Origin of the sequence: Halorubrum distributum JCM 13561, from assembly GCF_000337395.1 — an archaeon.
GTDB lineage: Archaea > Halobacteriota > Halobacteria > Halobacteriales > Haloferacaceae > Halorubrum > Halorubrum distributum.
The window spans coordinates 1-19,859 of sequence record NZ_AOJF01000027.1; the positions used below are offsets into that span (position 1 = coordinate 1).

The following is a 19,859-nucleotide window of genomic DNA, read 5'->3' on the forward strand; positions in this document are numbered from 1 at the left end:
GCCCGCTCAGAGATGTGTATAAGAGACAGGTCATGAACGCGCCGTCGACGTCGCGGCCCGCGGCCGCGAGCGCGTCGGTGAACTCGTCGATCTCAGCCTCCGCCTCCTCGCGGCCCGTGTACTCGACCGCCTCGGTGACGACCGGGTGCATCGAGAGGTCGATCACGTCGGTCTTGAACGTCTCCTCGGCGTAGGAGGGGAACTCCTGGAGGTCGGCCCACAGCTCGGTCTCCCGCTTCCCGTCGATGCCGCTCAGCCGGTCGGCGACGTACCAGGTCAACAACCCCTCCCTACTTCGCTCACCCTGACGGGTTCGCTCGTTGAGGGAGGGGCTTGTCCGTGAGCTCAGCCTCGAACCCGTCCGGGTGGGCGGTGAATCCGCCACTTGGCGTCACCGTTCCAGACTTGAGGGCGAGTTGACTGTCGCCCGTCCGCCGAGACGACTGTTGGCCTCGACGGACGTACCGCATCCCGATGTTCTTCGCCGCATTGTAATCCGCGTTCGCTTCCGATTCGCACTTCACGCACCGGAACTCCGTGCGAGTTCGGCGATTCTCGTCTGCCGTGAATCCACACTCGGCGCACCGTTGCGACGTGTACGCCGACCCCACTTGCTTCACCGTGATACCTTCCGCTTCGGCTTTATATTCCACCTGCTCGTAGAGCGTTCGGAACGCCCACTTGTGTCCCCACGACGCTCCCGTACGGTCGCGGATATTGGTTAGGTCCTCGAACGCGATCACGTCGCACTCGTATCGGAGTGCTTCGTCTACGATGGCGTTCGACGCTTGGTGAACCACGTCACGAACGTATCGTCGTTCGCGTCCACTTGATTGTTCGAGCGTTCTGTGGGCGCTTCGCGTGCCTGTCTGTTGGAGTCCCGCACGGACTTTCTCGAACTCGCGGAGGTTGTGTGAGAGTTCGCGCCCATTGATGAATCGTGCTGTGCTGGTGACGGCGAGGTTTTCAATACCGAGGTCGACCCCGAGGACCGTTCCGTCCTCGGCGGTGTCTCGCTCGATCTCGATCTTGTGTCGGCGGAAGCCGATGTGTAAAAAGTAATCGCCGTCACGAGCGGTGAGTGTGCTCTCCGCGACGCTCCAGTGGTCGGAGTCGAGGTACTGCCGTTGGTAGCCATCCTCGGCTTCAGGGAGCGCAAGCTCGCATCGAACGCGACTCTCCGTCGTGGAGAGTGACACTGTATCGTCATCGAACAGCGTCATCGTTCGAGTGTCGTATATTACCGTGGGTGCAGTGAACGTGGGTTTACTGACCTGCTTGCCGTTCGAGCGGCGTTCGAGACAGCCGGTGATGGCTTGTGCGGCTTGATGGGTGGCGAGAATCGCGTGCTGACTACCGAGGTCGGTTTCTTCGCGCACGTCGTCGTAAGCGAGGGGTTGTACGTCGCTTTTCGCGTTACATTTGCCCCACGCCATGTCCGTGGCGAGTTGGCACCCACGCTTCCACTCGGAGATGGTTTCCTCAAGCAACTCGCGTTGCTCATCGTCTACCGAGAGACGAGTGATTGCCGTCCGACGCACGTAGTCGTCTGCCACAGTTTCAATGTGTACGAGTGGCTATTTATAATCTGGTGTTTGTTACAGATACGAACGCGCTCCTCGCCTCCCTACTCGCTCCCTTCGGTCGCTCCTTGAGGAAGGGGACTCCGCGCTACCGCTTCAGTTGAACGAGACGCGGGACTGCTCGCCGTTGTTAATCGCGTCGAGGCCGGTCTCGACCTGCCGATCGACGACGTCGCGTGTCGCCTCCGCGACCGTCTCGTCCCACTCGTCGGGGTCGACAGCCTCGCCGTCCTGCCGACGCGTGAGCAGGTCGAGCAGTTCCGGCGGTCGCGGCAGGCTACCGATGTGCGTGGTGGGGATGTGGCCGTCGTTCGTCGTCATCGATCGATCCGACGGGTCGCTTCCCCAAAAGGGCCGAGGATCCGGCGGAATCCGGCGGAACCGGCACTGCCGCGGTTCCTCCCGGAATCGACCGCGACTCCGACGACCGGTAATTAGATGTAATTAAGACTTATTAGCCGGCGGTGAGCAAGGTACGGCAATGAGCGACTACACCACCATCTCGCTGCGGAAGGAGTTCGTCGCGGACGTGGAGGCGTACATCGAGGACGAGCCGTTCGGCTCCGTCAAGGAGTTCGTGAAACACGTCGTCGTCCAGGAGATGGAGTCCGACGAGGGGGTCTCCGAGGCGGAGGCGAAACAGATCGCCCAGAAGCTCCGGGACCTGGGGTACATGGAATGAGCGGGCGGCACCGGACGGGCGGGTCGAACCCCCTCGGCGGGGTCGAGCGCGCCGACCTCATCCTGCTCGCGATCCCCCTCGCCTTCTGCGCCGTGTACGCGGCCGCGTCGCTCCTCGCTCGGGGTTACACGCTCCCCGTCGCCGGGGGATCGCTCGCGGCCGGCGCCCTCGTGGTCGACGGGCTCTTCTTGAACCCGCCGGACGAGGCGTGACGACCCGTTAGGGCGGAAGCGGATCAGAAAGGGGATTCGGTGAAGTTCTGTTTTCCAGGAGAGATATCGAGTGAAACAGCCGCCAGATGGATGCCGCGAACGGATCGGCTATGCTCCGCTACGACTGCGCTCGTAGACGTAGCTGAAAACGAGGCTGAGTGGGACGGCTATCCAGATCGTCCACACGACCACTGTCAAGACGGTAAGGGGGTACAGCTCGAAGAAGGCTCCGAGGAACTCGGTGAGCGAGGTCGGCGGATCGGCCCCCACGTACGGGTTCAAAACCTCGTAGCCGTACACCGGGGCCAGTAGCAACCACACGGCGGTCCCGGCGAGGTAGTTCCCGATGACCGTGACCAACGCTGCGACGGCACTGTAGTACGGGACACTCGACGGCAGGGAGCGCCACGTGAGCGCCCCGACCGCGAATCCCGTGGCGAGGTACACCGGGATCGCAGACAGAATCACCCCTGCGGAACCCACCGTACCCGAAACCAACGCACTCACCGGAGCAAACACGATTCCACCGGCGAGGACACCGGCGGCCATACTGTAGCCACCACCCACGTCCCGTCGGTCTCCGAGCGGCAACCGCGACGGTCCGTATCGACCGTACAGCCGCACGACTCGGTCCAGGATGGCTACCATGACACACTCCCCCACAGAAATTGTGCTTAAAAGAACTTTGTTCCGCCGGCACGCGCCGCAGGGCTCAGTATCTATAAGTAATCTCTCCGCTGGAGGGGTTCGACGGAGTCTGAAAAAGCGAACCTCGCGCTCCGCGCCGCTCTACCAGGTGTCGTGGAACGTGTCGAACTCGATCGAGTCGAGCGGCTTCTCGCCGATTGCGGCCTCGTACTCGCCGGGCGTCAGCATCGGCTTGTGGAACCGGGGGCCGTCGTCGGTCGTGATCCGCGGGCAGCCGGTGTTGACGAACGCGTCCATGTCGAAGTTGCGCAGGCGGTCCGGCGTCACCTCGTCCATCGTGATCAGGTAGGCGTTCTCGTTGTTGTCGACGATCTCCTGGGCCGTCTCCCAGCGCCCCTGGCCGATCTTCGTACAGAAGATGACGCCCCACTTCTCGGCGTCCATCGCCTTGTGGACCGAGGCGTAGCGCTGCTTGAGGAACTGGTCGTGTTCCGCGACCGACACCGCGTTGTTGACCGGGTCGGCGATGACGACGCGCTTGTCGGGGTGCTCCATGGCGAGGCCGACCGGGTGGAACTTCCCGCCGCCGACGTACAGCACCTGCTCGGCGTCGATGTCCGCGGAGGCGTAGTTACAGCCGAGCACCTGCCCCTCCTTCGTGAGGCGGTCGTCGCCCCGGCGGGTGTGGACCTCGTAGCCGCGCTCCTCCAGCCAGTCGGTCATCTCCTCGAAGCGGTTCATGTGCTGGGCCGTCGTGACGAGCCCCACGTCGGCGTCCTCCTCCGGCGCGGTCAGCTCCTCCTCGAGCGCGTCCTCCATGATCGGGAAGGGGTCGACGTTCGAGAAGAGGGGGACGTAGACGATGCTGTCGGACTCCTTCATCGGCGTGTGGCCGAAGTGGACGAACACGTCCGTGCGGCGCATCAGGTACGTGTCGAGGTCGCAGGCGCCGTAGCAGGGCTGCCCGGAGAGCATGAAGGTGACGTCGTCGGGCGCGACCTCCCGGAGGTCGTCGGCGACCTTCGGGCCGCGTCGCTTGAGCCCCTCGGGGAATTGAAGACCGACCTTCGAGGCGTCGCGCTCCTCGATGGCCTCGAGGATCCGGTCGAGTTCGTAGTCCCACTCGCGGTCGTGTTTCAGGGCCATCCCGGTCTTCGTGAGGTCGCCCTCCGTGGAGCCGCTCATATCGAGCGAATTGTGCGGCAGGACGGTTAAACGGCGCGTTCGGCGACGACTGGTGTAACCGGTCTCGGTTACCAGTTCCGAGGCCGACGGCGTTGACCGGTGTTCGCCCCCGCCGAGCGTCCTCGTGTCCCTGCCGCGGTCGACGAACCTAACGGCCGCCCCCGCCAATCGGGGTCCGATGACCGACATTCCGCTCGAGCACGTCCACGTCGCGCCCGACGACAGCCCCGACGGCGAGCCCGCACCGGCCGTCTTCGTCCTCCACGGCCGCGGGGCCGACGAGGAGGACCTGCTCCCCGTCGCCGCCGAACTGCCCGACGGCCACCACGTCGTCAGCCTGCGTGCGCCCGACCCGCTCCAGGGAGGGTACACGTGGTACGAACTCGACCTCTCGGCTGGCGGACTCGAATCGAGCCAGCCCGACGCCGAGGACTTCCGGCGGAGCCTCGACCTGATCGTCGAGAGCGTCGCGGCCGCGGTCGACGCATACGGGCTCGACGCCGACCGGATTGGCCTGCTCGGCTTCAGCCAGGGCGCGATCACGAGCCTCTCGCTCCTGCTGGAAGACCCCGACCGCTACGCGTGGGTCGTCGCGCTCCACGGCTACCTCGCGGAGTCGCACGCGGACCTCGACCCGGAGGGAATCGAAGGCAAGCCCGTCTTCGTCGGCGCCGGCGCAGGCGATCGCGTGATCCCCGAGTCGCGGACGACGGCGGCCGTCGACCGGCTCGAATCCGTCGGCGCAGACGTCACGAGCGGGAGCTTCCCGGGCGGCCACGGCATCGGCCCGCAGGAGCTGGAGGCGGTCGTCGAGTTCGTCGCGTCGCGGACGGCGTAGCGGGCTCCGAAGTCGGCCCCACCGAACCCCGGCTCCGGCAGGTTCAAACCGCTCGGCAACGATGTCCGGATATGAGCGTCGAACAGGTCTCCATCGAGGACCTCGGCCGAGAGCTCGGCGAGCGGATCGCCGAAACCGCGGAGTACGAGCGCTTCGAGGAGGCGAGAGCCGCTGTCCAGCGCGACGAGGAGGTCCAAGAGCGGATCGACGAGTTCGAGCAGCTCCGCGCGGAGTTCATGCAGGCCCGACAGACGGGACAGGCGACGAACGACGAGCTCCAGCGCGTCCAGGAGGCGCAGGACGAACTCCACTCGATGCCGGTGATGAGCGAGTATCTGGACGCGCAAGACGAGTTGGAGGACACGCTCGAAGCGGTCAACGAGGCCATCTCCGAGCCCCTCGCCGTCGACTTCGGCGGCGAGGCCGGCGGCTGCTGTCAGGACTAAGCGCCCCCCGTCGCCGTCATGGTGAGCTGAACGCCGTACCGCGCGGCGACTGCGGCCGACTCTTTATACCGGATCCCGCCCCACGCCCGCCGTGATAGCCGTCGCCGGCGGCAAGGGCGGAAGCGGAAAGACGACGACCACCCTCGGGCTCGCCCGCGCGCTCTCGCGTCGCGGCGCGCCGGTGGTCGCGGCCGACGCCGACTGGGACCTCCCGAACCTCGCGCGGCTGGCCGCGGAGACGAAGCCAGAGCCCCCGGGAAAGACCGAAGCCGAGGGCCCGCCGGTCGGCGCCGCCCGTCGCACCGACGGGGCGGACACGCGGACCGTCCTCGACGCGGTCCGGGGGACGGAGCCGGTCCGTCCGGGTCGCTCGGCGCCGACGGTCCTCGCCGCGCCGGACGCGCCGCGGTCCGTCGACGCCGGCGCGACCTTCGACGCGCTCGCCGGCGCGACGCCCGAGAGCGCGCCGGTGTTGCTCGACAGTCCGGCGGGCGCGTCGCCGGACGTGGCCGCGCCGCTTCGGGCGGCGGACCGGGCGCTGATCGCGACGCCGCTCCGGCGCGCCGCGCTCCGGGACGCCGCGAAGACGGCTGCGATCGCCCGCCGGCTCGACTGCCCGCCGGTCGGTGCGGTCGTGATCGGCGAGACGGACGTGCCGGACCGGGTGGCGACGCTGCTCGGCTGTCCCGTCCTCGGCGCGATCCCGGACGGCGGGGCCGTCCCGCTGTCCGACCCGAGCGTCCGGAGCGCGTACGACGGCCTCGCTTCACGGCTCGGCGAGACCGCGGCGGCGAGCGGGTGGCAGATCGCGTGAGGATCTCCCCCACCGGCGGCGCCGAAACGGCGGACGACGGGGTCACGAGCGGCCGAGAGAGCCGCCATCGACAGACCCAAACGTCCACAGGCGGCAGCGATCGTATGGAGACGCTTCCGACTGGGATCTCGGTGCTGGACCGACAGTTCGGCGGGGGGCTCCCGAGCGGTAGCGTCGTCGTGTTGAAGGCGAACCCCGACAGTCAGTCCGAGCTCATCTTAAACCGGTTCGCCCGGGTCCGGCAGTGCCGCTACCTGACAACCGTCCGGTCCGCCGGCGCGGTGGCGGCGGCGCTCAGTCGCGACGGAGACGAGGAGACGACCGTCGAGGCCACGGAGGACGCCGGCGATCTCGACGAGTTGGCGTCGCTGTCCGACGACCTCCCCGAGGAGGGCACGCTGATCGTCGACTCCGTGGGGCCGGTAGAAGAGAGCGCGTCCCCGGCGGCGTACGCGGAGTTCCTCGACGACGTGCGGTCACGGGTGGTCGACGCCGGGGGCGTCGCGCTGCTCCACGCGCTCCGCGGCGGCGAGGACCCGCGGACGCGGCGCGTCACGGAGCAGGTCGCGGACGTGGTGTTCGACCTGCGAACCACCGTCACCGGGACCGAGATCGCGAACCAACTCGTCATCCCCAAGTTCCGGGGCGGCGCCGCCCTCGAAGAGCCGTTGAAGCTGAAGCTCACCGACGAGGTCGCCGTCGACACGAGCCGAGACATCGCCTGACGCGGCCGTTCGTCGGCGCTCCGAGCCTATAGCACGGCGGACGCGAGGAGGACGACCGCGCCGACGACGGCCGCCGCGACCGCCCAGTTCCGCGCGGTGTCCGCGGCTCCGTACGGCCCGCCCTTCCGCGAGAAGAGGTACAGCGCGTACACGGCGAGCGGCGCCAGCGTCGGGAGCGTCGCGACAGAGACGACGCCGGTGAAACTCGACAGCAGCGCGATCGCGACCGTCGCCGCGCCCGCGACCCCGGCGACGAGCGCGTCCTCGCGTGCCCGTTCGATCTCCATACTCGGTGTGGGCGCGTCGCCGGGCAAAAGGGCTCCGTTCGCCGGTCGGACCGGTCGCTCGCCGGGAAGGAAAAACGCGAGAATCGGGTGGGTAGAGAAGTGGAGTCGACTACTCTTCGTCGATCTCGTCGACGATCTCGTCGGCGTCGACGTCGACGTCCTCGAGCGCCTCCTCGATGTCGACGTCGCCGGCGCCGGCGCCGCCCATGCCGCCCATCATGCCGCCGAGGCCGCCCATGCCGCCGCCCTCGATGACCTCCTCGATCACGACGCGGTCGAGATCGAGACGGTCCATGAGGTCCTGGGCGATCTGCTGTTTCTGGAACATCCACTGCTGGTTCATCTGCATCGCCTGCGTCGCGGTGACGTAGAGGACGTCCTTCTCGACCTCTTCGGTCTTGACGGTCTCCTCGCCGTCGTCGTCCTCGGTGACGGTCTCCTCTTCCTCGGTCTCCGTCTCGATGCGGACCTCGGGCGCCTCCTGGAGGTACATCCCGAGCATGCCGGACGCCTGCTCCTCGCGGTCGTCGATGGCTTCGATGATCTCGTACTCGTACTCGAGGTCCTCGCCGGCCAGCGGGTGGTTGAAGTCGACGCGGGCGCGGCCGCCGATGATCGTCTCGAGGTGGCCCTGCTGGTTGTCGATCTGGACCTGCGCGCCGGGGTAGCGGTCGTCTTCCGGGATCTTGTCGGCCTTGACCGTCTCGACCTCGTCGGGGTCGTACTCGCCGAAGGCGTCCTCGGCGGGGACGTCGACCGTGCCCTCGTCGCCGACGGCGCCGGCGACGAACGCCTCCTCGACGGTGGGGAACACGTGGCCGGCGCCGAGCGCGATGATTCGGGGCTCGAACTCGTACTCGTCGACGTCGATCTCGGCGTCCTCGGCCGTCTCCTCGTCGGTCGTGTCGATGACGCGGCCGTCGTCGGCCGTTCGGATCGTGTACGCGACGCGGACGAAGTCGCCGTCTTCGAGTCCGCCGGCGTCAGTCTCGGTCTCGCTCTCCTCGGCCTCGTCGGCCGCGTCCGCTTGCTCCTGATCGCTCATACCCGAACGTCACCTGTTACACCCTTAAGAAGCACGGTTCGGCCCGAAGGCCGCCGACGAACGGGCGACAGCGGCGGTTCGGGGCGCGCGGCGGCCGACGAGCGGGTCCCGTCGACCGGGCGCTGAGCCCGCGGAGTCCCGCGTCGCTTATGAACGCCCCGGTCGCATCCCCGGGCATGTACGAGGTCGAGATCAAGGTCCCGGCCGACCTGGAGGCGACGCGGGAGCGCCTCCGCGAGGCCGGCGCCGGGCGCGTCGACGCGCGCCGCCAGCGCGACACCTACTACGACGCGCCGCACCGCGAGTTCGCCGAGACCGACGAGGCGCTCCGGATCCGACGGGAGACGCCGCTGGCGGAGGCCGGCGTGTCGGCGGCGGATGACGGCGAGTCGGTGGCGGCGCCCGATCCGGCGGCGACGGTCACCTACAAGGGACCGCTCCTCGAGGAAGCTTCGAAGACGCGCACCGAACACGAGACGGGCGTCGACGACGGCGAGGCGCTTGCCGCGGTCCTCTCCGGACTCGGCTTCGCTCCGGCCGCGACGGTGGAGAAGCGCCGCGAGTTCTGGTCGTACGACGGGTTCACGGTGACGCTCGACGCCGTCACCGGGCTCGACGAGTACGTCGAGATCGAGCGGGAAGTCGAGGCGGAAAGCGAGGTCGACGCGGCGCGCGACGCGGCGGTCGCGGCGCTCGACCGGCTCGGGCTCGACGCGGACGATCAGGTCCGGACCTCCTACCTCGGGCTGCTGTTGGCGGACGAGGAGGACTGACGCCGGCGGGGGCTACGGAGCGGCCTCGTCGTCCGCATCGTCCGCGTCCCCCCCGTCCTCCGCATCGTCCGCGTCGCCCTCCGGCCGCTTCTCGGAGAGGACCGTTCGCTCGAACTCGCAGACGAGGACGTCGTCGTCGCCGTCGACGATCTTGAACGCCTCCACGCGCATGGTGACGACGCCGCGCTCGCCGTCGCTCGTCTCCCGCTTGTCGGTGACCGTCGAGCGCGCGCGGATCGTGTCGCCGTGAAAGACGGGGTTCGGGTGTTCGACGTCGTCGTACGAGAGGTTCGCGACGATGGTGCCGTCGGTCGTCTCCGGGATGGTGAGACCGACCGCGAGCGACATGGTGTACAGCCCGTTCACCAGCCGCTCGCCGAACTGCGTCTCGCCCGCGAAGTCCGCGTCGAGGTGGAGCGGCTGCTGGTTCATCGTCATGTCGCAGAAGCGCTGGTTGTCGGCCTCGCTCACCGTCCGTCGCTTCGCGTGGTCGATGGTCTCGCCGACCTCGAACTCCTCGTAGTACAGTCCGGGCATGACTTGCCGGTCAGCCGGTGAGGTGAAATCGGTACCGCTCTTTACTGGGGAGTCATCCGCGGTGACTCCGCCCGAAGTCCAGCCGCTCATTTATAAATAGCTGTTGGCGGATAGGCGGCGAACACCGCCAAAACCCCAGCCGCTCGGCGATACGTGGTTGGCGACTCGACGGCGAACACCGCCAAAGCCCCAGCCGCGAGGAGCCCGTACGCTCGCTGCGCTCCTCACTCAGTCACTCCGTTCCTTCGCTGCGGTGCTTGCGTCACCTACGGGCTCCTCGCGGCTGCCCCTTTGAGTCCCAGCCATCCGCGACCGCACGGCACCTCACACCTCCCCAGCCTCGTCGCTGGCGCCGGCGGCGCCAGCGACTCCCTCGCGCGTGCGGTTCGCGGCCTGTCGGCCGCTCACCGGCGCGCGCCACCGCATCTTCCTCGTTTATCTATAAATGATCCAGCTTGGACGCCCACGATTTATGTCCGCCGGCGGGGAGGCCTCGACATGGCCAGACGAAGTCTGCTGTTCTCGCCCGGCGACAGCCCCGACCTCATGCGGAAGGCGCCCGGCGCCGGCGCCGACGTGATCTGCTTCGACCTCGAAGACGCCGTCGCCCCCGGGCGGAAGAACGAGGCGAGGGCGGCGGTCCGCGAGGTGCTCGCGGACCCAGCCTTCGATCCGGACGCGGAGGTCTGCGTCCGGCTGACCGCCGAATCGCCCGCGGCCGACCTCGACGGCGTGCTGGGGGGAGGTAGCGAGGACGGGACTGGCGACGGGACCGGCGGCGTCCGCCTCGACGCCGTGATGCTCCCGAAAGTCGAGGCCGCGGATCGGGTCGAGCGCGTCGCCGACCTGTGCGCCGAGCGCGGGCGCGACCCGGCCGTGTTCGCGCTCGTCGAGACCGCGGCGGGGGTGCTCTCCGCGCAGTCGATCGCGGCGGCGGACGCGACGGACGCGCTCGTGTTCGGCGCCGAGGACCTCGCCGCCGACGTGGGGGCGACCCGGACCGACGAGGGGACGGAGGTGCTGTACGCCCGCGAGCACGTCGTCCTCGCGGCGAGCGCGGCCGCCGTCGACGCGATCGACACCGTGTACACGGACTTCTCCGACGAGGCGGGGCTCCGCGAGGACGCGGCGTTCGCGCGGCGGCTCGGCTACGACGGCAAGCTCGCGATCCACCCGGCGCAGGTGGCGCCGATCACCGAGGCGTTCACGCCGGACCCCGAGGACGTGGAGTGGGCCGAGGCCGTCCTCGACGCGCGCGACGAGGCGGAGCGGGAGGGCCGAGCCGTCTTCCGGGTCGACGGCGAGATGATCGACGCGCCGCTGATCGCCCAGGCGGAGCGGATCCTCGACCGAGCGCCCGACGGCGACCGCTGAGGCCGGGTCGCCCGTCCGCGCTGCCTTCGAGTCGCCCGTCCGCGCTTTCGGAGTCGCTGTGTGCGGTGTCGACACACACAATTTCCGTTCCGGTCGTCACAGTTAACCTCCGGCCGCCGGCACGTGATGGTATGTCTTCTGAGGCGAACCCGTTCGAGAGTCTGCGAGAGCAGGTGGACGACGCCGCGGCGGTCGTCGACGCCGACCCGGGCGTCATCGAGCGCCTGAAGAACCCGGAGCGGGTGTTAGAGACGAACCTGACGTTCGAGCGCGACGACGGCTCGCTGGAGACCGTCCGCGCGTACCGCTCGCAGTTCAACGGCGACCGAGGGCCGTACAAGGGCGGAATCCGCTATCACCCGGGCGTCACCCGCGACGAGGTGAAGGCGCTCTCCGGCTGGATGGCGTACAAGTGCGCCGTCGTCGACGTTCCCTACGGCGGCGGGAAAGGAGGGATCGCGATCGATCCGGCCGACTACTCGGAGACCGAGCTTGAACGGCTCACCCGGGCGTTCGCGACGGAGCTCCGGCCCCTGATCGGCGAGGACCGCGACGTCCCCGCGCCGGACGTCAACACCGGCCAGCGGGAGATGAACTGGATCAAAGACACCTACGAGACCCTCGAGAACACCACCGCGCCGGGCGTCATCACGGGGAAGGCGCTCGACTCCGGCGGGAGCGAGGGGCGCGTCGAGGCGACCGGCCGCTCCGTGGCGTTGTCCGCCCGCGAGGCGTTCGACTGGCTCGACCGCGACCTCTCGGGCGCGACGGTCGCCGTCCAGGGGTACGGTAACGCCGGGTCGGTCGCCGCTGCGCTGCTCGACGACCTCGGCGCGAGCGTGGTCGCGGTCTCCGACTCCTCGGGCGGGATCCACGACCCGAACGGTCTCGACCCGCGCGACGTGAAATCGCACAAGGCCGAGACCGGCTCGGTGGTGGGCTACGCCGACACCGAGGAGATCACCAACGACGAGCTGCTCACGCTCGACGTCGACTGCCTCGTCCCGGCCGCGCTGGAGAACGCGGTCGACGAGGACCTCGCGGCGGACGTCGACGCGAAGCTGGTCGTCGAGGCGGCCAACGGACCGCTGACGCCCGACGCCGACGACGTGCTCGCGGAGCGCGACGTCCACGTCGTCCCCGACATCCTCGCGAACGCGGGCGGCGTCACCGTCTCCTACTTCGAGTGGGTCCAGAACCGACAGCGGTTCAGCTGGACCGAGGAGCGCGTCAACGAGGAGCTGGAACGCGTGATCACGGACGCGTTCGACACGCTCGTCGACACCTACGAGTCGAACGACGTCCACAACCTCCGCACCGCGGCGTACGTCGTCGGTATCGGTCGGATCGTGGACGCGTACGATCAGGCCGGCAGCTGGCCGTAGCGGGCAGAGTCGACCGCTTCAGGAACCGCTTCGACTCACTCCAGGCGCGCGTCGCGAATCTCGACGTGGCCGCGGTCGCCCTCCCACACCGCGTCGTAGGTCAGGTCGATGCGCCGGTCCATGTGCGGCCCGTCGACGACGTACGTCTCGAACTCGCCGCCCTCGCCGAGCGGGTGGACGCCGTACTCCTCGCGGAGTTCGAGCAGCTCGTCGAGCGCGTCGGCGTCGAACCGCCGCCCGAGCCACGACTCGTCGAGCCCGTACGCCGCCACCTGGACGATCCGGATTTCGAAGCCGGCGTCGAACATCGCCTCCGCGAGTTCGACCGGGTCCCGCTGCCACAGCGGGGCGAACAGGTCGATCGCGAGCCGGTCGCACATCGCCTGAATTCGATTCGTCTGGAACTCGCTCTCGACGGCGCCGGCCGTGACGCCCGCGAGGTCGACGTCGTCCGCGGCGGCGAGCTCGCGGAGCGCCGCCTCCATCGGCTCCAGCTCGGCGTCGCCCTGCGCGCCGGCGTCGTCGACGTCGTCCGCGCCGAAGTCGTCGGGCGACACCTCGACGAGGTCGATCCCGACGCTCTCGGCCGCGAGCGAGGCGAGCTCCGTCGCCGGCGTGTGGTACATGTACGAGTCGCCGGCGGGGTGGACGGTCAGGAGCCGCGAGACGTCGAGGCCCTCCTCCAGCGCGCGGTACAGCGCCCACGAGGAGTCCTTGCCCCCCGAAAAGAGGCTCACCCAGTCGTCGGTCATTGGCGAGGGAACGCCCGGCTTACGTAAATTGTCGACGGTCCCGGTTGACGACCGTCGACTGCCGGCTGCCGGACGCGCCGATCTGTCGATCCGACAGTAATATCCCCGCGAGTTATCCGGGAATTCAGCATTATTAATGAAAAATGATAAACTATTAGCGGCGATGCTTCGGAGTCCGCGTATGGAAGACCGATCGAAGTCGACGTTCGAGACGCTCACCGTCACCGAGGGCGAAGAGCCGTTCGAGAACGGGAGCGAGGCGGGCGATGTCGTCTCGCCGATTCATCTCTCGTCGACGTTCGCCCTGCCGGGCCTCGACACCGAGATGCGACTGGATGACGTCGACCCGGCCGCCGGCGAGTTCGTCTACGGCCGGCTGTCGAATCCCACCCGACACGCGCTGGAGACCAGAATCGCAGCGCTCGAAGGCGGCGCTCACGGGGCCGCGTTCGCCTCGGGCACCGCGGCGATATTCACGACGCTGCTCGCTCGACTGACCCCCGGCGACCACGTCGTCGCCTTCGAGGACCTGTACGCCGGCACCCGTCGGATGCTCGACGACGTGTTCCGGTCGCGCCTCGGCGTCGACGTCACGTACGTCGACGCGACGGACACGGCGAACGTGGCGGCCGCGCTCCGCGAGGAGACCGCCGTCGTCTGGATGGAGTCGCCGACGAACCCCAAGCTCGCGCTGTGTGACATCGCCGGTATCGCCGACCTGGTCGCGGACCGAGACGTGCTGTTCGGCGTGGACAACACGTTCGCGAGCCCGTACTTCCAGCGCCCGCTCGAACTGGGCGCCGACGTCGTCGCGCACAGTACGACGAAATATCTCAACGGCCACTCCGACGCCATCGCCGGCGCGGTCGTCACCGACGACGACGCGCTGGCCGAGGAGATTCGGTTCCTCCAGCGAGTCGGCGTGGGCGCGGTGAGCGGCCCGTTCGACAGCTACCTCGTGTTACGCGGCACCAAAACGCTCGCCGCGCGGATGGAGAGACACGAGGCGAACGCGACGGCCGTCGCCGAGTTCCTCGACGGACGGGCGGAGGTGAGCGACGTGTACTACCCGGGGCTGTCGAGTCATCCCGACCACGAGCTCGCCCGCGAGCAGATGTCCGGATTCGGCGGGATCCTCTCGTTCGAACTCGACGGGACGATAGACGACGCGAAGCGGTTCGTCGAGGCGCTGACGGAGTTCACGCTCGCGGTCTCCGTCGGCGGCGTCGAGAGCCTGATCGAGCTGCCGGCCGCGATGACTCACGAACCGCTCTCGCCCGCGGAGCGGGAAGCGCTCGGGATCTCGGACACGTTGCTCCGCGTGTCGGTCGGCATCGAAGGGGTAGACGACCTGATCGCGGATTTAAAAGGCGGGTTCGACGCGGTGAACCGTCGCACGACGACGCCGCCGGCCGACCGCTGACGCCGGCCGACGCCGCGGCGGCGGTCTCAGTCCGAGATGAACTCGTTGTCGCGCCAGTTGACGCCGCCGTCGCCCTCGCCCGCGCCCTGCGGGCTCTCGACGACCTCGATGCTGGCGGGGCGGGGCTCGCCCTCGACAATGCGGGTCGCCTCCAGCTCCCCGTCCTCCTCCGTGATCGCGGTCAGCGTCCCCTTCTCGGAGAGCGTCGCGATCTTGCGAAGCACCCGAAACATCGGGTACTGGAGCGCGGAGTTCTGGAGGACGGTCTCGCGGTCGCCCTTGAAGCAGGCGAACTCGACGAGCTCGGAGGGGATCTCTTCCTCCTCGTCGTCCATCCACTGCGGGCCGCCGGCGCGCGGCGGCTCCTCCTCCCAGACGCGGGTCTCCGTGACCGACGCCTTCAGCTGCGCCGTGGGCGTGTACTTGCTGATCGACTCGTCGTCGGACAGGGCCTTGATGATGAGTGTGTTGTTTCGACGCGTGATGTCGATGTCGTCGATCTCCGGGGGCAGATCGGGGTCTTCGTCGAAGTACGTCTCTACGTCTTCGAGGGGCAGTTCGAGCGTCGAATGAAGTCGGAACACGCGGCCTGTCATTGTTTGTGGAATGCGGTGGGGTCGAACCGGTGGTCACGGCGGCAGCGGCAACGGCTGCACCTACCCCACATAGGCACCGTGGGTTTATATGGACTGCCCTTCGAGGTGTGAGGATCGGCGCGGCGCGCGGCCGGCGCGTCAGGGATTCGGGCGGGAGTCCGCGGCGCCCCCGACCTCACTCCGCGCCCAGTTCGGCGGCGAGTTCGCCGCGCTCGTCGAGTTCGGCGAGCACGTCGCTGCCGCCGACGAACTCGCCGTCGACGAACGTCTGCGGGATCGTCTCCCAGCCGCTGTGCGACTCGAGCGCCTCGCGGTACTGCGGGAGCGCGGGCAGCACGTCGACCGTCTCGAACTCCTCGACGTGCTGGGAGATGAGTTCGACGGCGCGCTTCGAGTAGCCGCACTGCGGCATCAGGCGGTTCCCCTTCATGAACAGCACCACGTCGTTGTCGGCGATCGTGTTCTCGACGCGCGCTTCGATTTCCTCGGAGTCGGCGTCCGTTTCGGGGCTGAACGTCATGCGACCGGGTACGCGTCGGCGAGGCAAATGGGTTCCGCACGGGACGAGCGGCGATCGTGAGGTGAGCGGGCGCTTGGTCGGTTAATGCGGACTAACAGTGGATCGACGGCGAAGACGGCCAAAGCCCCAGTCGTTCACTTATAAACAGCTACTGACGGAGCGACGGCGAACACCGCCAAAGCCCCAGTCGCGAGGACTCGGGCGGCTCGCTGCGCGCTTCGGTCGCTCACTCCGTTCGCTCCCTCCAGTGCTTACGTCGTCACCAGTACGCTCCGCGTTCTGGTTGGATCACGAGAGCTCCGCCCTCGTGAACGCCGGGCTTCGTCCTCGCGACTACCCCTTTGAGTCCCGCCCGCACAGCAACCGCGCCTCACGCCTCCCCAGCCTCGTCAGTCGCCTCCGCTTCGCTCCGGCGACCGACTCCCTCGTGCGGTCGGTTCGCGGCCCTGCGGGCCGCTCACCGGCGCACGCCGACGCTGCGTGTCTCTCGGACGATCCGCATTTATAAATATCGGCGAGCGCGCCCGCAGTCCTACTCGTCGCGGTCGACGCGGACGACGTCGACGAGCGAGTAGACCGGGACGCCGTCGATGTCGTCGTACCCCATCTTGTCGACGAGGACGACGCAGGCGACCGGCTCGCCGCCCTGCTCGCGGATCGCGTCAATCGACTCCCGCATCGTCGTCCCCGAGGTGATGATGTCGTCGACGACGTAGCAGTCGCGGTTCCGGATCGCGGCGAAGTTCCGCGAGAAGCCGCCGCCGTGCTCGTCGATGTCCCCCTCCTCCCACTGGTGTTTCGCGGGCGCGTACGTGCCGAGGTCGGTGTCGAGCCGGTCCGCGACCGCGGTCGCGAGCGGCGCGCCCGCCTTCTCGATGCCGACCGTCAGGTCGACCGCCTCGCCCTGCTTGGCCAGGAGGTCCGCCATCGCGCTGGCCGCGTAGCCGAGGCGGGTCGAGTCCCGCCCGAGCGCCGACCAGTCGACGTGGATGTCGGCGGAGGCGGTCGCGTCCGCGGCCTCCGCGCTCTCCGCCCCGCCGCCGCGCTCGACCAGCCAGCTCGCCGTCTCGCGGGAGACGTTCAGCTCGTCCGCGATTTCGCCCTTCGAGAGCCCCCGCTCGGCGAGCTCGGCCGCGCTGTCGATGAGGTCGTCAACGTTCTTCATATGCGCCGAATTCGACCGCCGTTTTAATAGTCGTGTCGTCATCCGCGAACGCGGCCTCGAAGTCGTCGAGCCCGTGAATTCCCGTCACGAGATCGCCCAAGAACGACTCGGGGAGCGCCGCGAGCGACTCGACGGCCGACTCGAAGTGGCCGTACCCGGAGTTGACGCTGCCGACGAGCGCCTTGTTGTGGAGGACGAACTCCCGGTGGAGCCGGCCGCCGTCGACCTCGAACTCCCAGTCGCCCGGGACGCCGAGCAGCGCGCCGACGCCGTTGGGCGCGAGCGCCTCGATGGTCTCGAAGGCGTGCGGCGCGTAGCCGGTCGCCTCGAAGACGAAGTCCATCGGCTCGTACGCCTCTGGGACCTCGGGGACCGCGGTGTCGTTGGAGTTCACGTACGTCGCCCCCAGCGACTCGATGATGTCGATCGTCGGGTCGGGGCGCTCGCGACGCCCGAGACAGTAGATCCGATCGAACTCCTCGTCGAGCGTCGCGACCGTCAGCAGGCCGAGCGAGCCGTTGCCCAGCACGAGCGCCGACTCGGGCTCCCAGCCGAACGCCGACCGGCTGGCGTACGCGTGCTCGATCGCCTTCTCGGCGATCGATATCGGCTCCACGAGGAACCCCCACTCCGCGAGCGCCGGCGGGATCTCGACCAGGAACTCCGCCGGGCTGGTGAAGTACTCGGCCATGAAGCCGTGCGCGCCGACGATGCCGCGCTCGTGGTACTCGCCGTCCGGCGCCATGTCGGGCTCGCCGCGCGCGAAGTACTCGTTCGCCCCGTTCGGCGGGCGGCGCACCGTCGGAACGACGACGTCGCCGGCCTCGAACGGCGTGTCGTTCGGGTCCTCGACCACGCCGACGGCCTCGTGGCCGAGCACGAGGTGGTCCTCGCCCGCGGGAGCCCCCCCGTGCCCGCCGGCGATGACCTCGTGGTCGGTCCCGTCCACGCCGACCCGGAGAGTCCGAACCAGCGCCTCGCCGGGCGCGGGCTCCGGTCGCGGCTTCTCTGTCACGACCGGTTCGTCGGCTCCCTCGTAGACGGCAATCGCGTTCATATCCGGACCCAAGCGGTCAGTCACCAAAAGATTTCTTTTATTGTGAGTAAACACGTGCTTCGGACCCCCGTGGAGTTTTCAGTCGTTCGGGCGTACTCGAGGGCGTGTGTACACTGACTCTCGCGTGGCGGACGTTCGGCGACGCCCCCGTCGCGCTCGCGGCCACCCGCGACGAGGCGCTCGACCGCCCGAGCGAACCGCCGACGCTCCGAACGGCCGACGGCGACGGCGTCCGGTACGTCGCCCCGCGCGACGCCGAGGCCGGCGGGACGTGGATCGGCGTCTCCGAGGGCGGCCTCGTCGTCGCGGTCACGAACCGGTGGCTCGACGCCGACCGCGAGGGCGACCGCTCGCGCGGGCTGCTCGTCCGCGACTGCCTGACGGCCGCCTCCGCCGAGGACGCGGTCCGGGCGGTCGAGCGCGAGCTCGACGAGCGCGCGTACGACGGCTTCAACCTCGTCCTCGCCGACGGGCGGGCGGCGTTCCTCCTGACGTACGACGGCGGCCTCGCCGTGACCCGACTCGACCCGGGCGTCCACGTCGTCGGCAACGTCGGCGGCGTGGTCAACGGCGCGGAGCGGTTCGCGGTCCCCGAGCGGCGGCGGGAGTTCGGCGAGGAGCGCGCGGACAGCGCCAGGCGGATCGCGGCCGCGCTCGTCCCGGAGCCGGGCGAGTCTGGCGCGTCGTGGCTCGACCGCGCGAGCGGGGTCCTCGCCGACCACGAGTACGGCGCCTGCCTCCACGGCGAGGCGTTCGGCACCCGGTCGTTCACCCGGATCCGGACCGGCGACGACCCCGCGGTCGCGTACGCCGACGGCCCGCCCTGCGAGACGCCGACGGAGGCGGTGTCGCTCCCCGAGGACTTCGCGCCCGCCCGCCGGTGAGACGAGCCCCGTGCGGCCGCGAGGCGTCCGACCGGAAAGCCAGTTTTAAGCGATTCGGGAGGCGTGAGAGAGTATGAGCGCGTCCGAAATCGAGTCCGACCTGTCGGCGGACGAGCGCGCCGGTCTCGAACTCATCCGCGAGACCGGCGGCATCCACCAGAGCGACTTCTGGAAGGAACTCGACGTCTCCTCGCGGAAGGGGAGCCGCATCGCCGAGTCGTTGGAGGAGGCCGGGGTCATCCAGCGGGAAGACACCGTCTACGACGGCCACAACACCTACTACTTGGAGCCCGCGCCGCGCGACCTCGACTTCTCGCTTTTGATGGCCGACGACATGCTCTCGCCGTTCATCGGGGAGGAGGAGGTCGACGCGCAGGCCGACGCCTTCTCGCAGTGGATGATGAATCTCGCCTACGAGGAGTACTGACGCCGAACTGCTCGGCTTTCCCGCTCGGTCCCGACCTGAATCACACGCGACGACCAGAAGGCGTCGACGCGGCGCTTTTTACCCCCGACGTCGAACCGGACGCCCGTGAACCGAGCCCTCCCGCTCGCGACCGGCGTCGGCCTGCTCGCCGCGCTCGGCGTCTACGAGCTCGTCCCGTACCTCCCGACCGCCGTCGGCACGGCGGCCGTGTACGCCGGAGCCGCCTACTTCTACCTCGCGTTCGACGTCTCGCTGCTCGCGGCGGCGCCGCGGTTCGAGGGGCGCACCGACCGGATCGGTTACGGAGTGGGGCTCTTCGGTCTGAGCGTCACGCCGCTTCTGTTCGGCCACTACGCCGGCGAAGACGCCGCAGTCTTCGGGTTCGTGGTCGCGTTCTTCGGTGCGGTGGCCTTCCTCACGCTTAGCGAGCAGGCGCGGCGGACCGACGACGAGACGGGGTGACGCCGGACAGACGTGCGGCGCGGCGCGAGCGCGGGACGA

At 68.8% G+C, this 19,859-nt stretch carries 24 protein-coding genes and 2 pseudogenes; 13 read left to right on the forward strand and 13 right to left on the reverse strand.

Annotated elements, in window-relative coordinates; translation table 11 throughout:
• The 3 genes and pseudogenes from C470_RS03915 to C470_RS03925 form a co-directional block, all read right to left on the reverse strand.
• Nucleotides 1-304, reverse strand: a pseudogene (locus tag C470_RS03915) (methionine synthase); the annotation flags it as partial.
• Nucleotides 300-1,556 (reverse strand): RNA-guided endonuclease InsQ/TnpB family protein, encoded by a 1,257-nt coding sequence (locus C470_RS03920; protein ID WP_008365437.1) that lies wholly within the window; start codon nt 1,554-1,556, stop codon nt 300-302. The pseudogene C470_RS03915 and the gene C470_RS03920, both read right to left, overlap by 5 nt.
• A gap of 126 nt (nt 1,557-1,682) precedes the next feature.
• Nucleotides 1,683-1,904 (reverse strand): annotated as a pseudogene (locus C470_RS03925) (methionine synthase); the annotation flags it as partial.
• 160 nt (nt 1,905-2,064) lie between these two features.
• Between C470_RS03925 and C470_RS03930 the strand changes: the two are divergent.
• Entirely contained in the window at nt 2,065-2,265 is a 201-nt protein-coding gene (locus C470_RS03930) for a hypothetical protein (protein ID WP_007993996.1), read from the forward strand.
• A complete protein-coding gene (locus C470_RS03935; RefSeq protein ID WP_004598193.1) occupies nt 2,262-2,477 on the forward strand; it encodes a hypothetical protein in 216 nt (71 codons plus the stop codon). The genes C470_RS03930 and C470_RS03935 overlap by 4 nt, the downstream gene beginning before the upstream one ends.
• Before the next feature lie 108 nt (nt 2,478-2,585).
• Here the strand turns inward: C470_RS03935 and C470_RS03940 are convergent, their stop codons facing one another.
• Both C470_RS03940 and dph2 read right to left on the reverse strand, forming a co-directional pair.
• Entirely contained in the window at nt 2,586-3,125 is a 540-nt protein-coding gene (locus C470_RS03940; protein WP_239638560.1) for a hypothetical protein, read from the reverse strand.
• A 141-nt stretch (nt 3,126-3,266) separates the two neighbouring features.
• Nucleotides 3,267-4,310 (reverse strand): diphthamide biosynthesis enzyme Dph2, encoded by a 1,044-nt coding sequence (gene dph2 / locus C470_RS03945; protein WP_007346274.1) that lies wholly within the window; start codon nt 4,308-4,310, stop codon nt 3,267-3,269.
• A 178-nt stretch (nt 4,311-4,488) separates the two neighbouring features.
• On the opposite strand from dph2, the gene C470_RS03950 reads away from it, so the two are divergent.
• The 4 genes from C470_RS03950 to C470_RS03965 all read left to right on the forward strand — a co-directional run bounded on the left by C470_RS03950 (nt 4,489) and on the right by C470_RS03965 (nt 7,133).
• Nucleotides 4,489-5,148 carry an alpha/beta hydrolase gene (locus C470_RS03950; protein WP_008365443.1) on the forward strand — a complete coding sequence of 220 codons (660 nt, stop codon included), beginning with the start codon at nt 4,489-4,491 and terminating at the stop codon, nt 5,146-5,148.
• A 71-nt stretch (nt 5,149-5,219) separates the two neighbouring features.
• Nucleotides 5,220-5,594, forward strand: coding sequence for a YlbF family regulator (locus C470_RS03955; protein WP_004598197.1), 375 nt, complete (start codon nt 5,220-5,222; stop codon nt 5,592-5,594).
• A 91-nt stretch (nt 5,595-5,685) separates the two neighbouring features.
• On the forward strand, nt 5,686-6,408 hold the full coding sequence (locus C470_RS03960) for a MinD/ParA family ATP-binding protein (protein WP_008365446.1): 723 nt from the start codon (nt 5,686-5,688) through the stop codon (nt 6,406-6,408).
• A gap of 104 nt (nt 6,409-6,512) precedes the next feature.
• A complete protein-coding gene (locus tag C470_RS03965; protein WP_008365448.1) occupies nt 6,513-7,133 on the forward strand; it encodes an RAD55 family ATPase in 621 nt (206 codons plus the stop codon).
• A 26-nt stretch (nt 7,134-7,159) separates the two neighbouring features.
• Here the strand turns inward: C470_RS03965 and C470_RS03970 are convergent, their stop codons facing one another.
• Complete coding sequence (locus C470_RS03970; protein ID WP_004598200.1) at nt 7,160-7,420, reverse strand: hypothetical protein; 261 nt, start codon at nt 7,418-7,420, stop codon at nt 7,160-7,162.
• Nucleotides 7,421-7,529: 109 nt separating this feature from the next.
• Nucleotides 7,530-8,465, reverse strand: coding sequence for an FKBP-type peptidyl-prolyl cis-trans isomerase (locus C470_RS03975; protein WP_008365451.1), 936 nt, complete (start codon nt 8,463-8,465; stop codon nt 7,530-7,532).
• 176 nt (nt 8,466-8,641) lie between these two features.
• Between C470_RS03975 and cyaB the strand changes: the two genes are divergently transcribed.
• On the forward strand, nt 8,642-9,238 hold the full coding sequence (gene cyaB / locus C470_RS03980; RefSeq protein WP_008365453.1) for a class IV adenylate cyclase: 597 nt from the start codon (nt 8,642-8,644) through the stop codon (nt 9,236-9,238).
• A 12-nt stretch (nt 9,239-9,250) separates the two neighbouring features.
• On the opposite strand, the gene C470_RS03985 is transcribed toward cyaB, so the two are convergent.
• Complete coding sequence (locus C470_RS03985; RefSeq protein WP_008365456.1) at nt 9,251-9,775, reverse strand: MaoC family dehydratase; 525 nt, start codon at nt 9,773-9,775, stop codon at nt 9,251-9,253.
• A gap of 498 nt (nt 9,776-10,273) precedes the next feature.
• On the opposite strand from C470_RS03985, the gene C470_RS03990 reads away from it, so the two are divergent.
• A complete protein-coding gene (locus C470_RS03990; RefSeq protein WP_008365457.1) occupies nt 10,274-11,149 on the forward strand; it encodes an HpcH/HpaI aldolase/citrate lyase family protein in 876 nt (291 codons plus the stop codon).
• A 131-nt stretch (nt 11,150-11,280) separates the two neighbouring features.
• The gene (locus C470_RS03995; protein WP_008365459.1) at nt 11,281-12,534 is read left to right on the forward strand and encodes a Glu/Leu/Phe/Val family dehydrogenase; all 1,254 of its coding nucleotides are present in this window, start codon (nt 11,281-11,283) and stop codon (nt 12,532-12,534) included.
• Nucleotides 12,535-12,569: 35 nt separating this feature from the next.
• Here the strand turns inward: C470_RS03995 and C470_RS04000 are convergent, their stop codons facing one another.
• Entirely contained in the window at nt 12,570-13,286 is a 717-nt protein-coding gene (locus tag C470_RS04000) for a diphthine--ammonia ligase (protein ID WP_008365461.1), read from the reverse strand.
• A 181-nt stretch (nt 13,287-13,467) separates the two neighbouring features.
• Between C470_RS04000 and C470_RS04005 the strand changes: the two genes are divergently transcribed.
• Nucleotides 13,468-14,709, forward strand: a complete 1,242-nt coding sequence (locus tag C470_RS04005; RefSeq protein ID WP_008365463.1) for a trans-sulfuration enzyme family protein — start codon at nt 13,468-13,470, stop codon at nt 14,707-14,709.
• Between the two features lie 26 nt (nt 14,710-14,735).
• Here C470_RS04005 and C470_RS04010 read toward each other — a convergent pair whose 3' ends face one another.
• The 4 genes from C470_RS04010 to C470_RS04025 all read right to left on the reverse strand — a co-directional run bounded on the left by C470_RS04010 (nt 14,736) and on the right by C470_RS04025 (nt 18,047).
• Nucleotides 14,736-15,305, reverse strand: coding sequence for a DUF7110 family protein (locus tag C470_RS04010; protein ID WP_007346265.1), 570 nt, complete (start codon nt 15,303-15,305; stop codon nt 14,736-14,738).
• A 175-nt stretch (nt 15,306-15,480) separates the two neighbouring features.
• Complete coding sequence (locus C470_RS04015; protein ID WP_004598209.1) at nt 15,481-15,825, reverse strand: glutaredoxin family protein; 345 nt, start codon at nt 15,823-15,825, stop codon at nt 15,481-15,483.
• 532 nt (nt 15,826-16,357) lie between these two features.
• Nucleotides 16,358-16,990, reverse strand: a complete 633-nt coding sequence (gene gfcR, locus C470_RS04020) for a transcriptional regulator GfcR (RefSeq protein ID WP_004598210.1) — start codon at nt 16,988-16,990, stop codon at nt 16,358-16,360.
• The gene (locus C470_RS04025; protein ID WP_008365466.1) at nt 16,977-18,047 is read right to left on the reverse strand and encodes a glucose 1-dehydrogenase; all 1,071 of its coding nucleotides are present in this window, start codon (nt 18,045-18,047) and stop codon (nt 16,977-16,979) included. Before C470_RS04025 ends, gfcR begins: the two co-directional genes overlap by 14 nt.
• A gap of 104 nt (nt 18,048-18,151) precedes the next feature.
• On the opposite strand from C470_RS04025, the gene C470_RS04030 reads away from it, so the two are divergent.
• The 3 genes from C470_RS04030 (at nt 18,152) to C470_RS04040 (ending at nt 19,820) form a co-directional block, all read left to right on the forward strand.
• Nucleotides 18,152-18,931 carry an NRDE family protein gene (locus C470_RS04030; protein WP_008365468.1) on the forward strand — a complete coding sequence of 260 codons (780 nt, stop codon included), beginning with the start codon at nt 18,152-18,154 and terminating at the stop codon, nt 18,929-18,931.
• 73 nt (nt 18,932-19,004) lie between these two features.
• Nucleotides 19,005-19,358 (forward strand): helix-turn-helix transcriptional regulator, encoded by a 354-nt coding sequence (locus C470_RS04035; RefSeq protein ID WP_004598213.1) that lies wholly within the window; start codon nt 19,005-19,007, stop codon nt 19,356-19,358.
• Nucleotides 19,359-19,463: 105 nt separating this feature from the next.
• Nucleotides 19,464-19,820, forward strand: a complete 357-nt coding sequence (locus tag C470_RS04040) for a hypothetical protein (RefSeq protein ID WP_004598214.1) — start codon at nt 19,464-19,466, stop codon at nt 19,818-19,820.
• The last annotated feature ends 39 nt before the right edge of the window (nt 19,821-19,859 follow it).